We start from the raw sequence: 19843 nt of genomic DNA, 5'->3' as shown, positions 1-19843 counted from the left end.
AGTGAGAATCTCCCAATGCTCAAGGCCAGGGCGAGAGGGTTGCAGGTTCGTCCCGAAATCGTGCAGTAAGGTTCTCGGCATGGCAGAAAAGGCTTATCCGCCCGTGAGCGCGCCCGCCGGGGAGCCCGCCTGGAAGCGGCGCGCGGTCGAGCGGTCCACCAAGGCCGCCAAGCTGCGGGCCGAACAGCGCGTCGAGCGGTTTCTCGATGCGGCGCAGGCGATCATCACGGAGAAGAACACCACCGACTTCACCGTGCAGGAGGTCGTCGACCGCTCCCGCCAGTCGCTGCGCAGCTTCTACCAGCACTTCGACGGCAAGCGCGAGTTGCTGCTCGCTCTCTTCGAGGACGCCCTGCGCAGGGCGGCCGACCAGATCCGCGCCGCCTCCGCGGGCCAGTCCGACCCCCTGGACCGCCTCAAGGTCGCCGTTCAGTTGCTGTTCGAGCTGTCGCGTCCCGACCCGCGCGCCCAGCGTCCGCTGTTCACCGACTTCGCCCCGCAGCTGTTGATCTCCCACCCGGCCGAAGTGAAGACCGCCCATGCTCCGCTGCTCGCGCTTTTCACCGAACTGCTGGCGCAGGCCGAAGACGCGGGGAGGCTGCGTCCGGGCGTCAAGCCGCGCCGCGTGGCAGCCCTCATGATGCAGACGGTCATGTTCGTGGCCCAGTCCAATGGGCTCGTCGAAGGCGGGGAATCGCATCCGCTCGCCGCGGATGAGGTCTGGGACTTCTGCGCTGTGGGAGTCACCCTGCCCTAGTCGGGAGTCACATTCTCGTTAGCTCTTGGGGACGTGCCGCTGATGCGGCCCCCCGGACGGCCCAGCGACGACCACGGGCGCCCCAGGTCAGGCACGGGCGTCGTCCAGTTCCCCCAACAGGACGCGGCGCAGCAGCTTGCCGGTGTCGGTCTTCGGCAGTTCGGCGCGGAACACGATCTCGTCGGGCGTCTTGGAGGAGCGCAGCCGCTCGCGAACCCACCGCTTGATCTCCACGGGGTCGCCTTCGCCGACGACGACCGCGACGAGCCGCTGCCCCCACTCCGCGTCGGGCACACCGATCACCGCCGCCTCGGTGATGCCAGAGTGGGCCAGCAGCACATCCTCGATTTCGGCGGGGGCGATGTTCTCGCCGCCCCGGATGATGGTGTCGTCGGCGCGTCCCTCGATGAACAGGTAGCCCTCGTCGTCCAGCCGTCCCCGGTCGCGGGTGGCGAACCAGCCGTCGGCGTCCAGGGCGCTCTTCCCGCCGTACTCGCCGGAGATCTGCTCGCCTCGCACGAACACCGATCCGCTCCTGCCCGCCTCAAGGGGTTCGCCGTCGTCGGAGCGGATCTGGAACTCGACGCCGGGCAGGGCACGGCCCACCGACCCGAGCCGCGCCCGGATTCGCGCATCGGTCGCGGCGAGGGCCGCGCGGTGGTCGTCCGGGCCGAGGACGGCAACGGAGGACGCTGTCTCGGTCAGCCCGTAGGCGTTGACGAACCCCGTCTCCGGGAAGATCCGCAGCGCCTGCTCCAGGACGGGCATCGGGGTCCGCGCTCCGCCGTAGGCCAGGTTGCGCAGCGTCGGCGTCCCGGCGTCGCCGCCGGCCACCTCGGCCACGATCCGCGCCAGCATCGTCGGCACCACCAGCGCGTGGGTGACCCGCTCGCGCCGGACGGTCTCCAGCCATTCCCGGGCGTCGAACGCGGGCATGTACACCACCCGGCGTCCCGTGTAGAGGTTCGTCAACAGGTTCGCCAGGCCCGCGACATGGTACGGCGGGACCGCGACGAGGGCGGCCTCCTCCGGTGCGGCGGAGCCGAATTCGAGGGTGTTCAGCACGTAGGCGAGCAGGTGCCGGTGCCGCAGGACGGCCGACTTGGGCGCGGCGGTCGTCCCGCTGGTGTAGAGCAGCACCGCGACCGAGTCACGGTCGTTCCCGGGGGCCTCCGCCCGGTCGGTCGGTCCCTCGGAGGCCGCCTCGGTCTCGTCGAGGAAGGAGTCGAGGGCGGCGGGCTGAAGCACCAGGGCACCGGGGTGCCGGGACCGCAGCTCGCCCAGCTGGCGCTCGCCCAGCCGGTAGTTGAGGGGGACGAAGGGCACGCCGGCCACGGCCGCGCCGAACAGCGCGACCGGATAGGCGAGGTGACTCTCCGCCGGGTACAGGACGGCGGGGTGACGCCGGAACCGGCGGGCGGCGGCGTGGGCCAGGCGCAGCAGGCGGGAGGCGGTCAGCGAGCGCCCACCGGAGGTCACCGCCGTCCGGTCACCGGCCGATGCGGCCATCTCAAGGATCATGACGAGGTTCACGAGAACTTGATTCTCGCGTATGACATCGTAGCTTTCAAGCCATGCTCGCCATCTCCGCCGGACACATCTCTTCTTCGAGACTCTTACTTGCCACAAGCGAGAATGTCATTCTCACCACGAGCGTGAACTGGGCCGAGGGGTCTGCGCAGGCGGCGGAACCCCGCCTGGACACGATTCTGCGGATCGGAGGCGCCGATGGATTCCGGGACAGTGGAGGGAAAGATGGCGACAAGCATCCTGCTCGTCGAGAGCCGGCCGGCAAACCCCGACGTGGTCGACGAGTTCAACCGCTGGTACGACGAGGTCCACCTCCCGGAGCTCTTGGCGCTCGACGGGGTGGTCGCGGCCCGCCGCTACGCCCCCACCGAGGAAGGGGACCCCTACCTCGCCGTGTACGAACTCGAAGGCGACCCGAAGGCCGTTATCGCGAGCTTCGGCGCGGCGGCCACGGACGGCCGGCTGACCATGTCGGACGCCATGCAGATGGACCCACAGCCGAAGCTCCGCGTCATGCAACTCATCGCCGCCACCGCCGCCGGCTGAGCGGGCCCCCACGCCGCTGGGGATGGCGGAAGGCCGGCGCCCTGATCGAAAGACCGGTCATGGCTTTGCGTTTCGGCCCCGTCGCGCATGCGCGGCGGGGCCGGCCGGTGGGGCGGGGTGACGGGGGCAGCGGTTCCCGCCTCCGACGGCCCCCGTCGGAAACGGTGAAGGTTGCCCGGCCGCTGGCCGGACCACCTTCGCCGAGGGCTGTGCTCCCGCCGCGTGATCCCGGGGGCGGGAGGCCCGCTCATTCGGTGATGGTTATGCCTTCGTAGCTCTGGAGGATCTCGATCGCAGGCAGCGCCATCTGGAGGTACACGTCGATGTGCCGGATCTTGCCGGCGCCGTTGAAGTCGTAGACCGATACCGAGTTGACGACGTTCTTGTAGTCCCCGAAAGTGCTTCGCTCCTCCAGTTCGAGGAAGACCAGGTTCCCACTCTCGGTGAGGCGCTTGAACGAGCACTCCCACTCGGCGGACGGCGCCCAGCCCGTCAGGAAGTCGACGTACTCGTCCCAGGTCATTACCTCTTTGAAGTTGCCGACGCGCTCGAACTCGCCGACCGCGACCAGCGCGGCGAGCGGCGCCCAGTCCGCGGCGGAGAAACCGGGCCGCTTGGCGCCGTCGACGACGCGCTTGGTGGTCGAGGCGTATTCCAGAACCGCGCGCGAATTCCCGGTGTAGTCGTCGATGACGTCGCCGATCTCTCGATGAGCCAACGGTCCGCCGCCTTTCAGGATCGCGCCGTGGCCGCGAGATGGCGGTCCACCACGGAATGGAAGTGGGCGACGACGATCTCCTCCTTCACCAGGGAGAGGTGATCGAGCCGCTTGTTGCGCAGGCCCGCCTGCTGGCGCTGCATCTGCTCGTAGTCCTGCTGGAGGGCGAGGAAGTACTCGTGGCTTCCCGGCTCGGTGACGTCGACCAGTTCGGCCCGGAACTGGTCCGCCAGTTCCTCGGGCAGCCACATGTAGCTGCTCACGTGCCAGACGCACTTGTTGGGGTCGCCGCTGGGGTGCGGCATCGCCATGATGACGTGGCACTCGCCGGCGCGGATCGTCATGAAGAAGTTCGGGAAGAGCGTCCAGCCGTGGTTGTCGCTCATCTGCGCGTCGGTCAACGCGCTCACGTCCATGCCCAGACCAGAGAACGTGTCGCGGGTGGCCTGCTGCAGGATCGTCCGAGCGGTGACGCCCTCCGGGAATTCCAGTTTCCCGTTCTCGTCCCGGTGGGCGGCGACGAGCTCATCGAAACGCGGCAGGACCATCGGAAGTGACGGGAAGGTCTCCTGCAGGCCCCGGATTCCCTCGACGTGCTGCTCGGGACCGAAGTTCTCGGCGTTCGCCACGTCGAAGGGCGCGCAGGCCACGCTGTGCTCGTCGAAGAAGAGGTAGCGGCTCTTGGTCGGGTCGATGTCGATCTGGTTGAGCAGCTGCGGGTGCACGCCGGAGACGTGGTAGCCCTCCTGGAAAGCGTCCATGACGACCTTCCAGTTGCAGTCCAGGGCCTCACGGACGTCCATCACCGTGGTCATCTCGTCGAGGCGGTAGGGCGCCAGAAGCTCGACCACCTCCTCGCCGAGGTAGTCGGACAGCGGCTCGGCGTCCGGGTCGGGGTTGAGGAAGATGAAGCCCGCGAAGGTGTCGACCGCCACCTGGAGAAGCGAGTTGTCGTCCTTGTCGATCGGCCCCTGGACCTTCTCCCGCAGGACGCCGCGCAGTTTCCCGTCGAGGTCGTACGACCACAGGTGGTACTGGCACAGGAACCGCCTGGTGTTTCCCTTCTCGCCCTGGCAGATCAGGTTTCCGCGGTGCCGGCAGGCGTTGACGAACCCGCGGAGCACGCCGTCCTTCCCGCGGACGATGATGTAGGACTGGTCGAAGAGCCGGTAGGTCTTCCAGTCACCGGACTTGGGCAGTTCGCCGACCCTCCCGACGATCTGCCAGCTCCGCATCCAGATCAGTTCCCGCTCGCGCTCCTGGAACTCCCGGCAGGTGTAGCGATCGGTGGGCACCTTCGAGCCGAACTTGTCGGCGCCGATGTCCGCGAGGCTCAACGCCGTGTCGACCCACTCGCCCGGTCGTGCGGTCTGCTGCACCATCTCATCTCCTTTCGGGGTACGACCCCGCCCGCTTTCGATGGCACGAATCAATCAAGCGATCAATTTATGATCGATGTCACATCATGACCCTGTCAAGGCCTGTGTTCACGTACCGGACGGCTCAGCGACCCACTGGCACCACGGCCCCCGGGCCCGGAGTTCCGGGTCCTGGCCGGCGACGACCCTCAAGCCCCGGGCGCGCCACGCCCCGCCCCCCGCAGGTTCCGTCTTCGCGATCCCAGAAGAGGCGCAGCATCGCCCGACAACGCCAGTGTCGATGGCGAGAATTTGACTCTCACAGCGGAGTATGTTCCTCTCTAACGATCGCGTCAAGGCTGGAGGGCGCCGATCCGGGGCATCGACGGCCCCGACCTACGGCACGAAGGAGAAGCGGCGGCAATGACAGCGCCGTTCGAAGGCAAGGTCGCGCTCATCACCGGCGCCGCATCCGGCATCGGCAGGGCCGTCACCATCCGGCTCGCCGGCGAGGGCGCATCGGTGCTCGCCCTCGACGTCAATGAGAGCGGCCTGGCAGAGACGCGGGCGCTCGCGACGGGCACGGTGGTCGTCCGCCGGTCCGACGTCGGCGACCCGGATGCGTGCGCCGAGGCCGTGACCGCGTGCGTCCGCGAACTCGGGCGGCTGGACGTGCTGGGCAACGTCGCCGGCATCTACGTGGCCGAGCACACCGCGAAGATGGCCCTTCAGCAGTACCGGCGGGTGATGGCCGTCAATCTCGACGCCTGCTTCTTCCTGGCCCAGGCCGCCATTCCCCACCTTTTGGAGAGCGGCGGCAACATCGTGAACATCGCATCCAACGCCGGTCTCCAGGGCGTGCCGTACTCTGCCGCCTACTGCATGAGCAAGGGCGGGCTAGTACAGCTCACCCGGTCGCTCGCCGTCGAGTTCCTGAAGACGCCGCTGCGAATCAACGCCATCGCTCCGGCGGGAACCAACACCAACATCGCATCGGAGACGACGTTCCCGCCCGACATCGATGGCGACCTGGCGCGCCGCATGGCCGGAATGCGCGGCTTGGCAGAGCCGGAAGAGGTCGCAGCCCTGTTCTCGTTCCTCGCCTCCGACGATGCCCGCTCGGTGACCGGGGCCATCTACACCCTGGACAACGGCCTCACCGCAAGCTGACGACCGGTCATCGTCCCGGTAGGGCGGACGGACTTCCCCAGGCACGACCCGTGAGCACTGAGCGACCCGGTCGATCAGCGCCGCCCATGATCACTACACCTCGGCGGCCCCGATCACCTCCGTCCAGCGCCTCGGCGGTTGGAGCCCGGGCCTCCCAGGCATGAGAAGCTTGGATCGAGACTCATCAGCCGAGCTTCCAGGAGACAGCCATGTCGGTCAGTCGGCCGATTCTCGGCCGGCCGGCCGGCGCCAGGGGCGAGGAGACCCGGCAGCGCATTATCGAGGCCACCATGCGGTGCGTGGCAGAGGTCGGCTATTCTCGCGCGACCATCCGCGAGATCGCTCGTGCCGCCGCGATGACCAGCGGCAGCCTGTACCACTACTTCCCCACCAAGTCCGAGCTGATCAAGGCCACGTTCGTCGAGATCTCCAGGATCACGGTCCCCCGGCTGTCCGCCGCGGCGGACGGGGCCGACGGCGTCATGGACAAGCTGATGGCCGTGTTCGACGAGAGCGATCAGCTGATGCACGAGTACCCGTACGCTGCGGCGTTCGACCGCGCGATCCGGGCGGAGAGCGCCGCGCACCTCCATCTCGCCGAGGAGAGCGACACGATCTACGCCTCGTTCAATGATGTGATGGTCGGCATCATCGAGCAAGCCGATCGGGAGGGCGGACTGGGGCCCGGCGTGGACGTCGAGAACGCCTCAGCCGCGATCTTGGCGCTCATGCGGGGCCTGTACACCCACGCAGCCGCCTCACCAAGCGATTACCACGCCACGGTGAGCGCCGTGAAACTGCTCATCCGGGGCACGCTCTTCAGCTACAACCAGTCCTAGTCGTCCCCCTGGCGGGACGGTTTCCGGACCCGCCCCCGCAGCAGTACGCCGAGGTACCCGACACCCCACGAGCCACACTGCCCCCTGATGTGGCGTCCACTAGCTCCGGTCTAGGGATCTTGGATCTCGTCGAGGCCCAGCACGCCCTGCCCGCGGTGCCAGGATGCCCATCCGCGACCGCACCGCGCACCGGTCCTGCGGGCTCTCACCGAAGATCCTGGTAGCGATTGTTCGGAGATCGTCAGGATGTTGCCGGACGATCCGCGGGCCTCACACCGTTGAGGAGGATGCGGGCGGTCTTGTCGACCCAGTCCGCGGTGAGGCCGTCAGGCCCTCTGATCAGCATCGCGGCCAGGGCGGAGCCGATGATCATCTCCAGGATCACGACCGTGTCGACATCGGCGTCCAGTTCTCCGCGCTCGACGGCCGCGGCGAGGTCGGCGTCCAGGCCGCGCCAGCCCTCGGCGGAGAACCGCTCGAGGATGCGCCGGTGGAGGACCGGGTCGGTCGCGGCTTCGGCCAGCAGGCCGGGGACGGCGATTCGGGCCAGTGGGGTGGTCAGGAGTTCCGCGATCCGCCGCACCAGTTCGCGCAGGTCTTCGGCGAACGAGCCGGTCCGCAGGGGGCCGGTGGTGACGCTGTCCCGGAAGGTCGCCTCGTGTATGAGGTGGGCTTTGCCGGGCCAGCGTCGATAGACGGCGGGCCGGGACGTGCCGGCGCGGTCGGCGACGGCGGCCACGGTCAATTCGGCGTAGCCGACCTCCGTCAGGAGTTCGGCGGCGGCGTCCAGGACGGCGCCGTCGATGCGGGCGTCACGCGGCCTTCCGGTGGGGTTGTTCATTTCCGAGCAAAGTGTAACGTAACTGCCGTGCAGCAGCCGCGAAGTGAGCTCGTCGAGTTGTCGGACGTCATCGACGCGAGGTACGGCGGGAAGGCTTTCGGCCTCGCGAAGCTGGCCGCCGCCGGTTTCCCGGTGCCCGCCGCCTTTATCATCGCGAACGCCGACGCCGGCGGCCTTCCCGCCGATCTCGAAGCGCGCCACGCCCGGATGGCCGCCTCGGCCGGGGCGGTCGCGGTGCGTTCTTCGGCTTCGGGCGAGGACGGCCTCGAAAGTTCCTTCGCCGGCCAGTACGAGACGGTCCTGGACGTGAACGGGTACGACGAACTCCTCGCCGCGATCCGGCATTGTGCGGCCGGGGCGTCCACGGAGCGAGCAGCCGCCTACCGGCCCGGCGCCGGGGTGGCCGGCCCGATGCACCTCGTGGTCCAGAAAATGGTCGACGCGCGCGCCGCCGGTGTCGTGTTCACCGCGGATCCGGCCAGCGGACGGCGCGACATCTGCGTGGTCGACGCGGTTCCCGGGTTGGGAGAGTCGCTGGTCGACGGCTCCGCGAGCTCGGACCACTACGAGGTCGACCGCGCCGGGAAGATCATGGATCGGCAGATCGCGTCGAGTCCGGCGCTCACCGATGACGAGGTCATGGCCGTCGTCGCCGGCGCGCGCGCCGCGGAGGCGCGGTGGGAGATGCCCCTGGACCTCGAGTGGGCGATCGACCGGACCGGCGAGATCCGCTGGCTGCAGGCACGGCCGATCACCACCCTGCCCGGGGACCTGAGCGAGATGGACACCACGGTCGCGGGCGAGGACCACGTCTACACCCGGTGCAACATCGGCGAGATGATGCCGGGTGCCTTCTGCCCGCTCACCGCGTCCGTCAGCGGCCGGGCGATCGAGTACGCGATGCAGCTGGTCCAGGTCGCCGCCGGTTTCCAGGAAACCTACCGGGAGGACCGCTGGCTGCAGCTGGGCTACTTCTCAGGTCACCTGTTCCTCAACATGACCGAAGGCACGGCTCTGAGCTCGGGCATCCTCGGCAACTCCCTTGAGCAGTACTCGCTCTCGATCGCGGGCAGGGTCGTGGACGAGCTGGTGCCGAAGCCGCCGAAGCCGTTCGCCCGCCGCCTGGTCAACACCGTCCGGCTCACGGCCTTCGCGCTCTCGGCAGGGCACGCGATCCGCCGTCTGGACCGGGAACTGGCCCGCTTCGAGGCGCCGTCCGCGGCGGAGCCGGCGGCCCTGCTCGCCGAGCTCGACGCGGGGATCGAGCTCTACAACGAGGCCACGCTCACCCACGTCCGGTCCTCCTCGCGGTCCGCCGTCGCCGCGAACGTGCTCGAACAGACGGTGATGCGCGAAGCGACCCGTGCGGGCCGGAGTGAGGACGAGGGCCGCTCCCGGGCCGCCGCGATGATGGCCGGGGCCGCCGACGTCGAGAGCGCCGTCATGCTGGAGCAGCTGGACGACGTGGTGGGCCGCCTGGCCGGGGACCCGGCGGCGGCCGAGGCGTTCCTCGAACGGGATGCCGCCGAGGCCGTGACCTGGCTGACCGGAGGCACCGGTCCGATCAGTCGCGCATTCCACGAGTTTCTGCGGCGCCATGGCCACCGGGGCTACCGGGAGCTGTGCATGCGGGACCGGTCATGGCGGGACGACCCCGACGGTCTCGGCACGATCATGCAGGCCATGCTCCGTGCCCGCCTGAACGCCGGCGACGCCGTCCGCCCGACTCCGGCACCGCCGCAGGAAGGCGTTTCCCGGACGGTGCGGGCGATGGCCCGCATGGCGCAGGCCGGGGCACGCGGACGTGAGGCGACCAAGTCTCGGATGGTCATGGTCGCCTACCTGCTCAGCCGCGGCTACCGCCTGCTGGGCGAGCGGTTGGCTGCAGCCGGGCGACTGCCCGATGCGGACCTGGTGTTCTTCTTCGACAGGTCGGAGCTGCCGGCACTGGTGGGTACCGGAGACGTCCGGGACCTGATCGACCGTGCCGCGGCGCGGCGGTCGGCGCTTCCGTTCCAAGCCCGGCTCGAGTTCCCGGACGTCTCCGTCGGCAAGCCCGTTCCGACCCGGCCCAAGCCCCCGGAGGGCATCGAGGACGGGGTGATCGTCGGCCGTCCCGCGTGCGGCGGGGTCGTGGAGGGGACCGTCCGGGTCGCGACGACGGTCGCGCAGGCCCGGGAACTGCATCCCGGCGAGGTCCTGGTCGCGCCCGTGACGGACGTCGGCTGGACGCCGTACTTCACCCTGATCGCCGCGCTCGTCACCGACATCGGCAGCTCGGTCTCCCACGGCGCCGTCGTCGCCCGCGAGTACGGCCTGCCCTGCGTGGTCAACACCCAGGGCGCCACCCGCGTGCTCTGCACCGGCGACCGGGTCCGGGTCGACGGCGACCGCGGCACTGTGACGCTGCTGAACCGCACCCTCGCTCCGTCCTCTTCCGCCTCTCGCTAGCCACGTCGGCGGCGGTTACGGCGGCGACTCCGACTGGGCACGCGGCCAATGGCGAGGCTCCGGGGGGGGACCTCATACCTTGTTGATCGCGGGGGCCAGCCAGCGGTCGAGGAGGGCGCGGAGCCGGGCTTCGTCCTGCGTCTGCCGGCTCGGGTGCTGCAACAGCGATGTCAGGAGTCGCATGATGACCTCGGCGAGCCCGTTGAGGTCGTCTTCGCCGATGCCGGCGGCGGCCCAGTCGACGGGGAAGCGCTGCAGCATCTCGGCGCCGTAGGCGATGGTGTCCGCGGTGGTGGCGCCGCGACCGAAGGCGCTTGAGTCCCCGAGTTGCAGCACCAGGCTCAGCCGCGGCTCGGTCGGGATGGTCCGCACGCAGAAGACCATGCCCTCGACCACGGCCTCGGCCGGATCGCCGATCCCCTGGAGGTGGGCGATCAGCTGATCGACGAACGACTCCGCGCCCTGGGCCGCGACCTCACCGATGATGTCGCTGATCCGGTCGAAGTGCCGGTAGACGGTCTGGCGGGTGACACCGAGCTCGTTCGCGACGTCGGAGAGGGTCGTCTTGGTGACGCCGTGCCTGTCGACGCAGCGGGCGGTCGCGTCGATGATGCGCTGCCGGGCCTCGGCATCTGATGCGGGAGGCCGGCCTCCCCAGCCGTGGCGCGCCATGGCCCTAGGATCGCACAGGCGCCGCGTCCGATCGTGCCCTGATCGCACGGAGCGCGACCAGGATGAATCCGGTCGCGGCGACGGTGCACAGCCCGGCGTACCACAGGCTGCCGGTCGGCGTGCCCTGCTCGGTGACGCCGTTGGTCGCCGCGAAGTACGCCGGCAACGCGATCAGCCACAGGACGACGTGGACGCCCAGGTACAGCGCCGGATAGGTCCGCGCGAACAGCGGCGACGCCACCGGGGGCACCGTGCCGGCGCGCACCGCGCGCCAGGCGTCCACCAGCAGCAAGAGGCCGACGATCCAGACCACGGCGAGCTCGGCGCTGAGGATGGCCCGCTGGATCCCGAGCCGGTCCTCACCGCGGAATGCGCCGCTGGGCGCGCTCACGATGATCATCGCCAGTGGGGTCAGGGCACCGGCGACGACGGTACGCCAGGCGATCCGCCCGCCGGTGAGGGGGCCGCGGCCGTCCTTTTCCCCGACCAGGCGGACGACGAGGTAGGTCATGGCGCCGAAGGAGACCGACGCGAACAGGAGCATGCTGTTCATCGGCACCGAGCCGAGCGCCGGCTGGTTGATCGCTTCGTTGTCGGCGTTCCAGGCCCACCACTTCAGCTGGGGCCCGAGGTGGTCGAAGATCTCGTAGAAGACCTGGCAGGCGAACGCGACCGCCATCGAACCGAGCAGCGGGCCGCGCCGCGCGAAGACGCCCAGGGCCCGGACCAGCTCGTAGGCGAGCTGCGACAGTGCGGGGTAGAAGGCCACGATGTAGAGCGGCAGCCGGTCGTACATGAACTGCACGGTGAACACGTTGTGGGAGAAGATGAACCCGACGTGCTCCTCCAGGCCGAACCAGCCGGGGAAGTAGAGCGGCGGCTCGATCACGGCCAGGTACACGACCGAGGCGAACCACAGCGAGATGTTGACCGGATCGCCGTCGCGCCGCCACCGCCGCCACGCGTGGACGAGCGCGAACACGGCCCCGCCGATGATGAGCAGCTCAAGGACCGGCATGGTGCCGTTCTCGAGGCCGAGCGGGTTGCGGAAGTCGATCACGGGATGGGCGTCGCGGCAGGAGAAGCCGAGTCCCTCGGCGACACGCGCGGCCGCCGCGTCACAGGTGTGGTCCATTCCTCGCCTCCGGGGTCAGGCGCCGACGCGGTCGTCACCGCGGCGGGCTCCACTGGCGGACGCACGCCCCGGTCCGCGGTAGCCGGTGAAGTCGGTGCCCGGCGGGTCGCGCCGGGCGTCGAACCCGCCCGGCACCACCGTGCGGCCGAGCCGCCGGCGCACCTTGTAGCGCGCGAGGCCGAACCAGAACCTCGGGTCGGTCAGCATCTCCTTGAGCGACTTGTCGAGGTTGAACACCTGGGCGAAGGTCTCCTCGACGTAGGCGTCCTCGCGGCTGGTGGCGTTGATGGCGTTGAAGATCGGCCAGCTGAAGCGCCCGACCAGCCTGCGCCGCCAGGGGGCGGCGACCTCGCTCCCGGTCGCGAAGTCGTAGGCCTGGTCGCGCGCCATCGCGAGCATCCAGGGCACGTCCAGGGACTTCTTCTGCCGGTCGAAAAACTCGCGGAAGAAGGCCAGATCAATCGCGTCGCGGCCGCGCAGCATCTCACCGAGGATGAGCGCGGAGCGGGCTGCCGAACTCATCCCCTGGGCGTAGAACGGATTGAAGGCGCAGATCGAGTCGCCAACGCAGACCAGCCCGATCGGTGGCACGTCGAGCAGGTCGAAGCGGCGCCACTTGTTGCCGGTCGAACGAGTCATGTGCACTTCGGAGGTCGGTGTGCACGCGCGCGCCGCCTGGCCGAAGGTCGTGGCCCTCACACGGGTCAGCGCGGCCTCGAACGCGTCGGTCTTGCGCGGCATCTGGATGCCCCAGGACCCCATGCACACGATGGCGCGGTCGCCCTCGATCGGGAAGAAGTTGCTGAGGAACTCGTGCTCCTCGGGGTGGTCGCCGGTGTCCTGGGTCGGCGTGATGACCAGGTGCTTCCACCACCACGATTCGGGGCGCCGGTCGGCGGGAGGCAGATCGTACCAACGGGAGATGTAGGTGACTTTGGCGTCGAGGGTCTTCTCCGGTGGCACGGACCAGCCGGCCGCGCCGAGCCAGTCGACCACCGAGGAGCCGCGCCCCAGCGCGTCGACGACCAGGTCGGCGGCCAGGTAGCCCTCGTCATCGCGGGCGGTGCGGTACTCGACTCCCTCGACGCGCCCGTGCGTGGTGCCGCCCCCGGTCGACCGCAACCCGGTGACGGTCACGCCCTCCCGGATCTCGATGGCCGGCAGTTCGCGAACCTTGTCGCGCAGGACCCGTTCGATGAGCGCCCGGGAGCTGTAGACCATCGTCATCGTTCCGGACTTGCGGGGGGCCCAGCCGTCGTTCTCGCAGTAGGCCGCGTCCATCGACGGCATCAGATGCATCCCGCCGCCGGCGATCAGCGCCTCCTCGAACCCGGGGAAGATCTCGCCGATCGCGCGCCGGCCGGAATTGAGGAGGAAATGCGGATGCTTGCCCTGCGGCACCCCCCGGCGGTGCTCCGTGTCCGGCGGAAGCTCGTCCCGCTCCAGGACGACCACCTCGTCGAAGTGCTCTGCGAGCACTCCGGCAGAGCAAAGTCCCGCCACGCTGCCGCCGAGTACCACGGCCCTGCTGCTCCGCATCCGGACCTACTTTCATTCATACATATGATGGATGAATGTATGATTCGCAGGTTGGCGAGTCAACCCCTGACCCGCCTCCAGAACGCCTCGCAGACTCCGTGAGTCCCATCAGCCTCGGGCTTTGACCGGACGGCAGATGGAGAGCGACCGTCCAGCTTTAGAGCCTGTTTCATCGCCACGGAGGGGCGGCTGCCTGTGGCCGTCAGATCCGGAACCCGGTCCATTCACCTGCCGCATCGCGGTCGGGGACGGTGGAGCTGGGGCGTGGACAAAGCACCTGAACTTGCGGTAGGCAAAGCCGACGACTCACCACGAATTACCTGTTCACCGCCAGAAGCACCGACCGTCCCCCCATACCCTCCGCCCCGCTGCCGTCTCTGGCCAGTGGACGACTCCCGTCCCCACCGGGAGCACCGATCATGAAGGAAGACCGTGAACGACTCAGCATTGATCACCGTCGGGCTGCCGGTGGCGCTGGCCATCATCATGTTCGGGCTCGGGCTCTCGCTGACCCCGGGCGACTTCCGCCGGGTGGCCCGCAGCCCGAAGGCGGTGATCGTCGCGCTCGTCCTGCAGATGTTCGTGCTGCCGCTGGTGGCCTTCGGCCTGGTCGTGGCATTCGACGTCGATCCGCTGGTCGCGGTGGGCGTGATGCTCCTGGCCGCCTCACCGGGCGGCACGACGGCCAACCTCTTCAGCCACCTGTTCCGCGGCGACGTCGCGCTGAACGTGACGCTCACCGCGATCAACTCGGTGCTCGCCGCGGTCAGCATCCCGCTTATCACCAATCTGGCGATCGGCTTCTTCGACGCCGAGGGCACGCTCGGCCTCCAGTTCGGCAAGGTCGTCCAGGTCGTCGGCATCGTTCTCGTGCCGGTCGGCGTCGGCATGCTGGTGCGCGGGCGTTCGGACTCCTTCGCAGCCGCCGCCGATCGGCCGGTGCGGATCTTCTCGATCGTGGTTCTGGTCGCGGTCTCCCTGGGCGCGATCCTCGGCGAGCGGGAGAACATCGTGGACTACGTCCGTGATGTCGGGATCGTGGTCACGCTGTTCTGCTTGGCCAGCCTCACCTTCGGCTACACCGGAGCGCGGCTGTTCCGGCTCGGACGGGAGCAGGCGATCGCCACCTCCATGGAGGTCGGCATCCACAACACGACCGTCGCACTGACCATCGCCCTCAGCGTCCTCAACAGCACGGCGGTCGCCATCCCCGCCGCGGTCTACAGCATCGTCATGTATGTCCTCGCCACCGCCTTCGGCTTCTCCATCACCCGCACCGGCACGTCAGGCAGGGAGGAAACGAAGGCTCACGCTTGATTCCCCTTCCTCACCGGACCGGGGACCGGCGGCCGGGCGGCGGTACCGGCTAGGGCGGGTGAGGCGGATGTAGCCATGGGGGTTGAAGAACAGATCGTCCTCGTCGTAGCGGTCGCAGGCGACGGTGCGGAGGACGTGGCGGGGAGCGTCGTCGGTCAAGCGGAAGCCGGCACCGTCCTCGATCTCCTGGGCGCGGGGGTCGGGGCTTCGGCCGCCTGCTCGCTCAGTGCGAGCCAGCGGTTCCGGCCGTGCGCGACGCCGCTGCTCTCGTTCTTCACTGCGGCGGCGCCGGAGCGCAGCAGCGCGGCCGTGACCTCCAGCAGGCGCCGCGAGGTGGCGGCCGCGATACCCGGGGTCATCGGCGGGGATCGTGTTCGGCGGCTTGGTCGGTGGTGAGTTCGGTGGCGAGTTGTTCGATGCGGGCGCGGATTTCGTCGCGGATGGGACGGACGGCGTCCACGCCCTGTCCGGCGGGGTCTTCGAGTTCCCAGTCGAGGTAGCGCTTGCCGGAGAAGACCGGGCAGGTGTCGCCGCAGCCCATGGTGATGACGACGTCAGATGCCTGGACGGCGTCGGTGGTGAGGACCTTGGGCGTTTCGGCGGTGATGTCGATGCCCTCTTCGGCCATCGCCTGCACCACGGCCGGGTTCACTCGGTCGGCGGGGGCCGACCCGGCGGAGCGGACCTCGACTTTGTCGCCCGCGAGGTGGGTGAGGTAGGCGGCGGCCATCTGGGAACGTCCGGCATTGTGAACGCACACGAACAGGACGCTGGGCTTGTCCGGCATCAGGGTTCCTCACGGGTCGAGTTCGGCCGTCTGAGCGCCGGTTGGAGTCGGGGACCATTGTCTGGTCGGGTGGGGGTGGTCACCTCGTCCTCGCTGGTTCAGGGGTGAAGTGGCGGCGCAGCCATAGCGATACGTAGACCAGGGCGACGAGGATCGGGACCTCGATGAGAGGGCCGACCACGCCGGCCAGTGCCTGGCCGGAGGTGACGCCGAAGGTGCCGATGGCTACGGCGATGGCCAACTCGAAGTTGTTGCCCGCGGCGGTGAACGCCAGGGTGGCGGTGCGCGGGTAGGGCAGGCGGACGGCGCGTCCGAGGGCGAACGATCCGCCCCACATGAGGGTGAAGTAGACGAGCAGCGGGACGGCGATACGGGCGACGTCCGCGGGTCGGCTGGTGATGGTGTCCCCTTGGAGGGCGAACAGGATGACGATGGTGAACAGCAGCCCGTACAGCGCGGCGGGGCCGATACGGGGTAGGAAGCGGGTCTCGTACCAGTCGCGGCCGCGGGCCTTCTCGCCGGTGCGGCGGGTCAGGTAGCCGGCCAGCAGCGGGATGCCGAGGAACACCAGGACGTTCACCACGATCTTGGCGGTGGAGAAGTGCACGTCGTCGGTGGGCAGGCCGAGCCAGCCGGGCAGGGCCTTGAGGCAGAACCAGCCCAGCGCGCCGAATGCGACGACCTGGAAGAACGAGTTGAGGGCGATCAGGACGGCGGCGGCCTCGCGGTCGCCGCGGGCCAGGTCGTTCCAGATGATGACCATGGCGATGCAGCGGGCCAGCCCCACGATGATCAGTCCGGTGCGGTACTCGGGCAGGTCGGGCAGGAAGATCCAGGCCAGCGCGAACATCACCGCCGGGCCGATCAGCCAGTTGAGCACCAGCGAGGAGACCATCAGGCGGCGGTCGCCGGTGACGGCGTCGAGCCGGTCGTAGCGGACCTTGGCGAGCACCGGATACATCATGACCAGCAGTCCGAGCCCGATCGGCAGGGAGATTCCGCCGATCTCCACCTTGGACAGCGCGTCGTCCAGGCCGGGCACTGCGCGACCGAGACCGAGGCCGACCGCCATGGCGGCGATGATCCAGACCGGCAGGAACCGGTCCAGCGTGGACAGCCGCCCCGCGAGGTTCTCCGTCTGCTCCGATGGGGGCTCATGGGTTCGGACGGTCACGGGCAGGGCCTTCTGGTCGCGCTGCCACGGCTGGCGCGCGCCTGCGCCGCCAGGTCGCCGAGCCGTGCGGCGAGCGCGTCCAGCGCCTCGGGGCGTAGCCGGTAGTAGGTGAAGCGGCCGCAGGGCTCGCTTTCCACCAGCCCGGCGTCCTTGAGCACGCGCAGGTGGTTGGAGATGTTGGTCTGCTTGGCACCGGTCTCTTCGACCAGATGGCAGGTGCACAGGGCCTCGCCGGCGAGCAGTGTGACGATGCGCGCTCGAAGGGGATCCGCCAGGACCCGCAATACATCAGTATCCACTGACATCACGATGCGATGATACGTTAGCTTCCGCGTGAGATCGGCAGCGGCGCGAACGGCGCCGGGACGATCTGCGGCATGTCAGCCCGGATCGGTGTCGATCGCGCCGGCAGTAACGGAACCAGGCAGGCGCCGCGGGATGGCCCGCCGGTCTGCGGGCATGACCAGGCTGTTCCGGCCGGAAGGACATGACTGCGATGTCAGAAAGCGCGGGGACCGGGCCGACGCTCAGCACGGTCGTCGGGGCTGCCGGCCCGTGGACGACCGTCGAACTGACAGGAGAGCTGGATCTGGCGACCGCTCCGGCACTGCTCGACGAGGTCGCCGGGCTGATCGCGCGGGAGGCACCGCCGCGGATCGCGCTGGAGGTGTCCCGGGTCAGCTTTTGCGACTCCTCGGGGATCAACGTGTTCATCCGGTTATGGAAACGAGCCGCCGCGTGCGGTGGAGAACTGGTGCTGCTGCGTCCGCCGGCCCGGCTGGCCGACCTTGTGAGCAGGGCCGGGCTGGACGAGCACCTGCGCGTCTGCGAAGCCCTCCCCGAGGTGCCGGGAGCGACTCCCGAACCGGCGTGATGTGCGGCCGGGACAGGGTCGCGGCGATCGCCCGGCGTCGTTCAGCGCGGTTCGACGTTCGATCGGCGGTGCAGCAGGTTCTGGCCCATCTCGTCGGCGCCGGAGCCGCGTGTCCGCCTCGGGGAGCGAGAGGGCGACGTGCCGGGCGAACAGACAGGCGGCAGGACGCCTCCGCTGAGCGGAGCTTGACGGTCCGGGCCTGCGCCGATCTCGTAGGGTTCATTTTGGCGCATCCGCTGCTCCTGCTCTCTCCTCCGCCTGGGCTCGGGCGAGGGTCACGCCGCTGGCGATGACGCCGATGTGGCTGAACGCCTGGGGGAAATTGCCCATGAACGTGCCCGTCGACGGGTCGATCTGCTCCGGCAGCAACCCGAGTGGGCTGGCCCGGGAGCACAATGAGTCGTACAGCTCCTCCGCCTGCTCGATCCGGCCCTGCAGGACGAGATTGTCCACCATCCAGAAGCTGCACAGGAGAAAGGCGCCTTCATTGCCGGGCAGGCCGTCGGGCGAATGGTCGTGCAGGTAGCGGTAGAGCAGGCCGTCCCCGGCGGACAGGCGTTCGGCGATGGCCGCCGTCGTGGCCGTCATCCGGGGGTGTTCGGCGGGGACGACCTTGCGCAGGGGCAGCGCGAGGAGGCTGGCGTCCAATCCGCCGCCGCCGTCGAGGTGCTCGCTGAGGCACTGCGATTCCTCGTCCCAGGACCGCTCCAGGATCAGCGTGCGCAGCTTGTCGGCGCCGGCGCGCCACGTGCTGACAGGTCCGGGCAGGGCGAACCGTTCCCCGATGTCGGCGGCCCGGTCCAGGGCCACCTGGCACATCCCTACGGAGTAGGTGAAGATCTTGCCCTCGCTGCGCACCTCCCAGATGCCCTGGTCCGGTTGGCGCCACGCGTCCGCGGCGGTCTCGGCCAGCTGCGCCAGGTCCGACCACAGCGCGGGATGGAGGTCACCGCCGGTGCGAAGCCACTGGTCCGCGCAGTCCAGGACCTCGCCGTAGATGTCGTGCTGGCGCTGGTCGGCCGCGCCGTTGCCCCACCGGACGGGGGCGGAGCGCCGGTAGCCTTCCAAGTCGGCGTCCTGGACCTCCTCGGGGACGGGATCACCGCCCAGCGTGTACATGATCCGCGGCCGCCGCGTGTTCTCGAAGGCGTCCAGGACCCAGCCGAGGAAGCCGTCGGCCTCGCCCTCGAAGCCGACGCGGCGCAACGCGAAGACGGTGAAGGCGGCGTCCCGGATCCATGCGTAGCGGTAGTCCCAGTTCCGGACGCCGCCGATGGGCGCGGGCAGCGACGACGTGGGGGCCGCCACCAGGGAGCCGTTGGTCCAGTCGTCGCACAGTTTCAACGTGATCGCGGCGCGCCGCACCAGCGGCTCCTGCGGGCCGTCGTAGACGAAGTGCCGCATCCAGCGCCGCCATGCCTCGGCGGTCTGCCGCAGTAGCGCGTCCGTGTCGAAGCGGTGGTGGCGGTGGACGCGTCCCCAGGCCAGGGTCAGATCGAGTCGATCGCCCTTCGCCAGGTCGTGGACCGTGTGCAGGCCGCTCAGCGCACGGTTGGAGCGCAGATGCAGCCGCAGGTCCCGCCGGCCGGACGCCTGCACTTCCAGGCCGCTGGCGAGGGCGCGGGTCCGCGCGCCGCCGCGAGGGTGCAGCTCCGCTCGTAGGCGGACGTCTCCGTCCAGGACGACGGCGGACCGGACGAGCTCCCCCCGGCTCGCGCCCGCGTCATCGGACAGGTCGGCGCCCGCGCGCAGGGCCAGCGCATCGGTGACCCTGACCAGGCCGGTCGGGCCGCGCATCTCGGTGACCAGTACCGCGGTGTCGGGTTCGTAGTACTGGCGGGCTTCCTGCAGGTCCTCGACCGTCAAGGCGAAGGACCCGCCGTGTTCGCGGTCCAGCAGACCGCACAACAGAGGGTCGCTGTCGAAGCGGGGCAGGCACAGCCACGGGATCGAGCCGTCCAGGCCGACCAGGGCCGCTGTCGTGCCGTCGCCGATCAGGCCCAGATCCTCCAGCCGCGGATAGCCGTCCGGCCGGCGGACCGGGCGGAACGGCGGGTCGGGGTCGAGCATGGTCACCTCCTGCGGCTGCGGCCGCGGTATGTCTGCTCAACGGTGATCAAGGGTGGACGCCCGTC

Annotated in this window: 19 protein-coding genes; 7 read left to right on the top strand and 12 right to left on the bottom strand. The window is 69.5% G+C overall.

Going from position 1 to position 19843, the window contains the following annotated elements:
- The first annotated feature begins 79 nt into the window (after positions 1-79).
- Positions 80-757 carry a TetR/AcrR family transcriptional regulator gene (locus E1200_RS01030; RefSeq protein ID WP_131949837.1) on the top strand — a complete coding sequence of 226 codons (678 nt, stop codon included), beginning with the start codon at positions 80-82 and terminating at the stop codon, positions 755-757.
- An 87-nt stretch (positions 758-844) separates the two neighbouring features.
- Here the strand turns inward: E1200_RS01030 and E1200_RS01025 are convergent, their stop codons facing one another.
- Entirely contained in the window at positions 845-2290 is a 1446-nt protein-coding gene (locus E1200_RS01025) for a fatty acid--CoA ligase family protein (RefSeq protein WP_207933008.1), read from the bottom strand.
- A 222-nt stretch (positions 2291-2512) separates the two neighbouring features.
- Between E1200_RS01025 and E1200_RS01020 the strand changes: the two genes are divergently transcribed.
- Positions 2513-2833 (top strand): DUF4286 family protein, encoded by a 321-nt coding sequence (locus E1200_RS01020; protein WP_131949836.1) that lies wholly within the window; start codon positions 2513-2515, stop codon positions 2831-2833.
- Between the two features lie 247 nt (positions 2834-3080).
- Here E1200_RS01020 and E1200_RS01015 read toward each other — a convergent pair whose 3' ends face one another.
- Both E1200_RS01015 and E1200_RS01010 read right to left on the bottom strand, forming a co-directional pair.
- Complete coding sequence (locus tag E1200_RS01015) at positions 3081-3551, bottom strand: hypothetical protein (protein ID WP_131949835.1); 471 nt, start codon at positions 3549-3551, stop codon at positions 3081-3083.
- Positions 3552-3565: 14 nt separating this feature from the next.
- Positions 3566-4933 carry an aromatic ring-hydroxylating dioxygenase subunit alpha gene (locus E1200_RS01010; protein WP_131949834.1) on the bottom strand — a complete coding sequence of 456 codons (1368 nt, stop codon included), beginning with the start codon at positions 4931-4933 and terminating at the stop codon, positions 3566-3568.
- Between the two features lie 399 nt (positions 4934-5332).
- Between E1200_RS01010 and E1200_RS01005 the strand changes: the two genes are divergently transcribed.
- On the top strand, positions 5333-6079 hold the full coding sequence (locus E1200_RS01005) for an SDR family oxidoreductase (protein ID WP_131949833.1): 747 nt from the start codon (positions 5333-5335) through the stop codon (positions 6077-6079).
- A gap of 209 nt (positions 6080-6288) precedes the next feature.
- Positions 6289-6918, top strand: a complete 630-nt coding sequence (locus E1200_RS01000; RefSeq protein WP_131949832.1) for a TetR/AcrR family transcriptional regulator — start codon at positions 6289-6291, stop codon at positions 6916-6918.
- A gap of 241 nt (positions 6919-7159) precedes the next feature.
- Here the strand turns inward: E1200_RS01000 and E1200_RS00995 are convergent, their stop codons facing one another.
- Positions 7160-7759: a TetR/AcrR family transcriptional regulator gene (locus tag E1200_RS00995; protein ID WP_131949831.1), complete on the bottom strand. Its 600-nt coding sequence runs from the start codon at positions 7757-7759 to the stop codon at positions 7160-7162.
- A 27-nt stretch (positions 7760-7786) separates the two neighbouring features.
- Between E1200_RS00995 and E1200_RS00990 the strand changes: the two genes are divergently transcribed.
- The gene (locus tag E1200_RS00990) at positions 7787-10210 is read left to right on the top strand and encodes a PEP/pyruvate-binding domain-containing protein (RefSeq protein WP_131949830.1); all 2424 of its coding nucleotides are present in this window, start codon (positions 7787-7789) and stop codon (positions 10208-10210) included.
- 72 nt (positions 10211-10282) lie between these two features.
- Here the strand turns inward: E1200_RS00990 and E1200_RS00985 are convergent, their stop codons facing one another.
- Genes E1200_RS00985 through E1200_RS00975 form a run of 3 tightly spaced genes read right to left on the bottom strand, consistent with a single transcriptional unit; the run spans position 10283 to position 13496 of the window.
- On the bottom strand, positions 10283-10882 hold the full coding sequence (locus tag E1200_RS00985; RefSeq protein ID WP_131949829.1) for a TetR family transcriptional regulator: 600 nt from the start codon (positions 10880-10882) through the stop codon (positions 10283-10285).
- Positions 10883-10886: 4 nt separating this feature from the next.
- The gene (locus tag E1200_RS00980) at positions 10887-12017 is read right to left on the bottom strand and encodes a hypothetical protein (RefSeq protein WP_131949828.1); all 1131 of its coding nucleotides are present in this window, start codon (positions 12015-12017) and stop codon (positions 10887-10889) included.
- 15 nt (positions 12018-12032) lie between these two features.
- Positions 12033-13496, bottom strand: coding sequence for a hypothetical protein (locus tag E1200_RS00975; RefSeq protein WP_207933006.1), 1464 nt, complete (start codon positions 13494-13496; stop codon positions 12033-12035).
- 492 nt (positions 13497-13988) lie between these two features.
- On the opposite strand from E1200_RS00975, the gene E1200_RS00970 reads away from it, so the two are divergent.
- The gene (locus tag E1200_RS00970; RefSeq protein WP_131949826.1) at positions 13989-14873 is read left to right on the top strand and encodes a bile acid:sodium symporter family protein; all 885 of its coding nucleotides are present in this window, start codon (positions 13989-13991) and stop codon (positions 14871-14873) included.
- 155 nt (positions 14874-15028) lie between these two features.
- Here the strand turns inward: E1200_RS00970 and E1200_RS00965 are convergent, their stop codons facing one another.
- The 4 genes from E1200_RS00965 to E1200_RS00950 form a co-directional block, all read right to left on the bottom strand.
- Positions 15029-15232: a hypothetical protein gene (locus E1200_RS00965; RefSeq protein ID WP_131949825.1), complete on the bottom strand. Its 204-nt coding sequence runs from the start codon at positions 15230-15232 to the stop codon at positions 15029-15031.
- On the bottom strand, positions 15229-15660 hold the full coding sequence (locus E1200_RS00960) for an arsenate reductase ArsC (protein ID WP_131949824.1): 432 nt from the start codon (positions 15658-15660) through the stop codon (positions 15229-15231). The genes E1200_RS00965 and E1200_RS00960 overlap by 4 nt, the downstream gene beginning before the upstream one ends.
- A 79-nt stretch (positions 15661-15739) precedes the next feature.
- Positions 15740-16834, bottom strand: a complete 1095-nt coding sequence (arsB, locus tag E1200_RS00955; protein WP_131949823.1) for an ACR3 family arsenite efflux transporter — start codon at positions 16832-16834, stop codon at positions 15740-15742.
- Positions 16831-17139, bottom strand: coding sequence for a metalloregulator ArsR/SmtB family transcription factor (locus tag E1200_RS00950; RefSeq protein ID WP_243708278.1), 309 nt, complete (start codon positions 17137-17139; stop codon positions 16831-16833). Before E1200_RS00950 ends, arsB begins: the two co-directional genes overlap by 4 nt.
- A 191-nt stretch (positions 17140-17330) precedes the next feature.
- Here E1200_RS00950 and E1200_RS00945 point away from each other — a divergent pair, with 191 nt between their 5' ends.
- A complete protein-coding gene (locus tag E1200_RS00945; protein ID WP_165950151.1) occupies positions 17331-17708 on the top strand; it encodes an STAS domain-containing protein in 378 nt (125 codons plus the stop codon).
- Positions 17709-17927: 219 nt separating this feature from the next.
- Here E1200_RS00945 and E1200_RS00940 read toward each other — a convergent pair whose 3' ends face one another.
- Positions 17928-19778, bottom strand: a complete 1851-nt coding sequence (locus tag E1200_RS00940; protein WP_131949820.1) for a glycoside hydrolase family 15 protein — start codon at positions 19776-19778, stop codon at positions 17928-17930.
- Positions 19779-19843: the final 65 nt, after the last annotated feature.

Origin of the sequence: Actinomadura sp. GC306, from assembly GCF_004348665.1 — a bacterium.
Classification (GTDB): Bacteria; Actinomycetota; Actinomycetes; order Streptosporangiales; family Streptosporangiaceae; genus Spirillospora.
Note: the sequence above shows the minus strand (reverse complement) of the source record. Positions and strands in the feature narration are given on the sequence as shown.

What these genes read in the sequence shown, in the direction of transcription:
- E1200_RS01030 (WP_131949837.1), top strand. Translation starts at nt 80, where the DNA reads ATGGCAGAAAAGGCTTATCCGCCCGTGAGCGCGCCCGCCGGGGAGCCC.
- E1200_RS01020 (WP_131949836.1), top strand. Translation starts at nt 2,513, where the DNA reads ATGGCGACAAGCATCCTGCTCGTCGAGAGCCGGCCGGCAAACCCCGAC.
- E1200_RS01010 (WP_131949834.1), bottom strand. Translation starts at nt 4,933, where the DNA reads ATGGTGCAGCAGACCGCACGACCGGGCGAGTGGGTCGACACGGCGTTG.
- E1200_RS01005 (WP_131949833.1), top strand. Translation starts at nt 5,333, where the DNA reads ATGACAGCGCCGTTCGAAGGCAAGGTCGCGCTCATCACCGGCGCCGCA.
- E1200_RS01000 (WP_131949832.1), top strand. Translation starts at nt 6,289, where the DNA reads ATGTCGGTCAGTCGGCCGATTCTCGGCCGGCCGGCCGGCGCCAGGGGC.
- E1200_RS00995 (WP_131949831.1), bottom strand. Translation starts at nt 7,759, where the DNA reads ATGAACAACCCCACCGGAAGGCCGCGTGACGCCCGCATCGACGGCGCC.
- E1200_RS00985 (WP_131949829.1), bottom strand. Translation starts at nt 10,882, where the DNA reads ATGGCGCGCCACGGCTGGGGAGGCCGGCCTCCCGCATCAGATGCCGAG.
- E1200_RS00980 (WP_131949828.1), bottom strand. Translation starts at nt 12,017, where the DNA reads ATGGACCACACCTGTGACGCGGCGGCCGCGCGTGTCGCCGAGGGACTC.
- E1200_RS00965 (WP_131949825.1), bottom strand. Translation starts at nt 15,232, where the DNA reads ATGACCCCGGGTATCGCGGCCGCCACCTCGCGGCGCCTGCTGGAGGTC.
- E1200_RS00960 (WP_131949824.1), bottom strand. Translation starts at nt 15,660, where the DNA reads ATGCCGGACAAGCCCAGCGTCCTGTTCGTGTGCGTTCACAATGCCGGA.
- E1200_RS00950 (WP_243708278.1), bottom strand. Translation starts at nt 17,139, where the DNA reads ATGTCAGTGGATACTGATGTATTGCGGGTCCTGGCGGATCCCCTTCGA.
- E1200_RS00945 (WP_165950151.1), top strand. Translation starts at nt 17,331, where the DNA reads ATGTCAGAAAGCGCGGGGACCGGGCCGACGCTCAGCACGGTCGTCGGG.
- E1200_RS00940 (WP_131949820.1), bottom strand. Translation starts at nt 19,778, where the DNA reads ATGCTCGACCCCGACCCGCCGTTCCGCCCGGTCCGCCGGCCGGACGGC.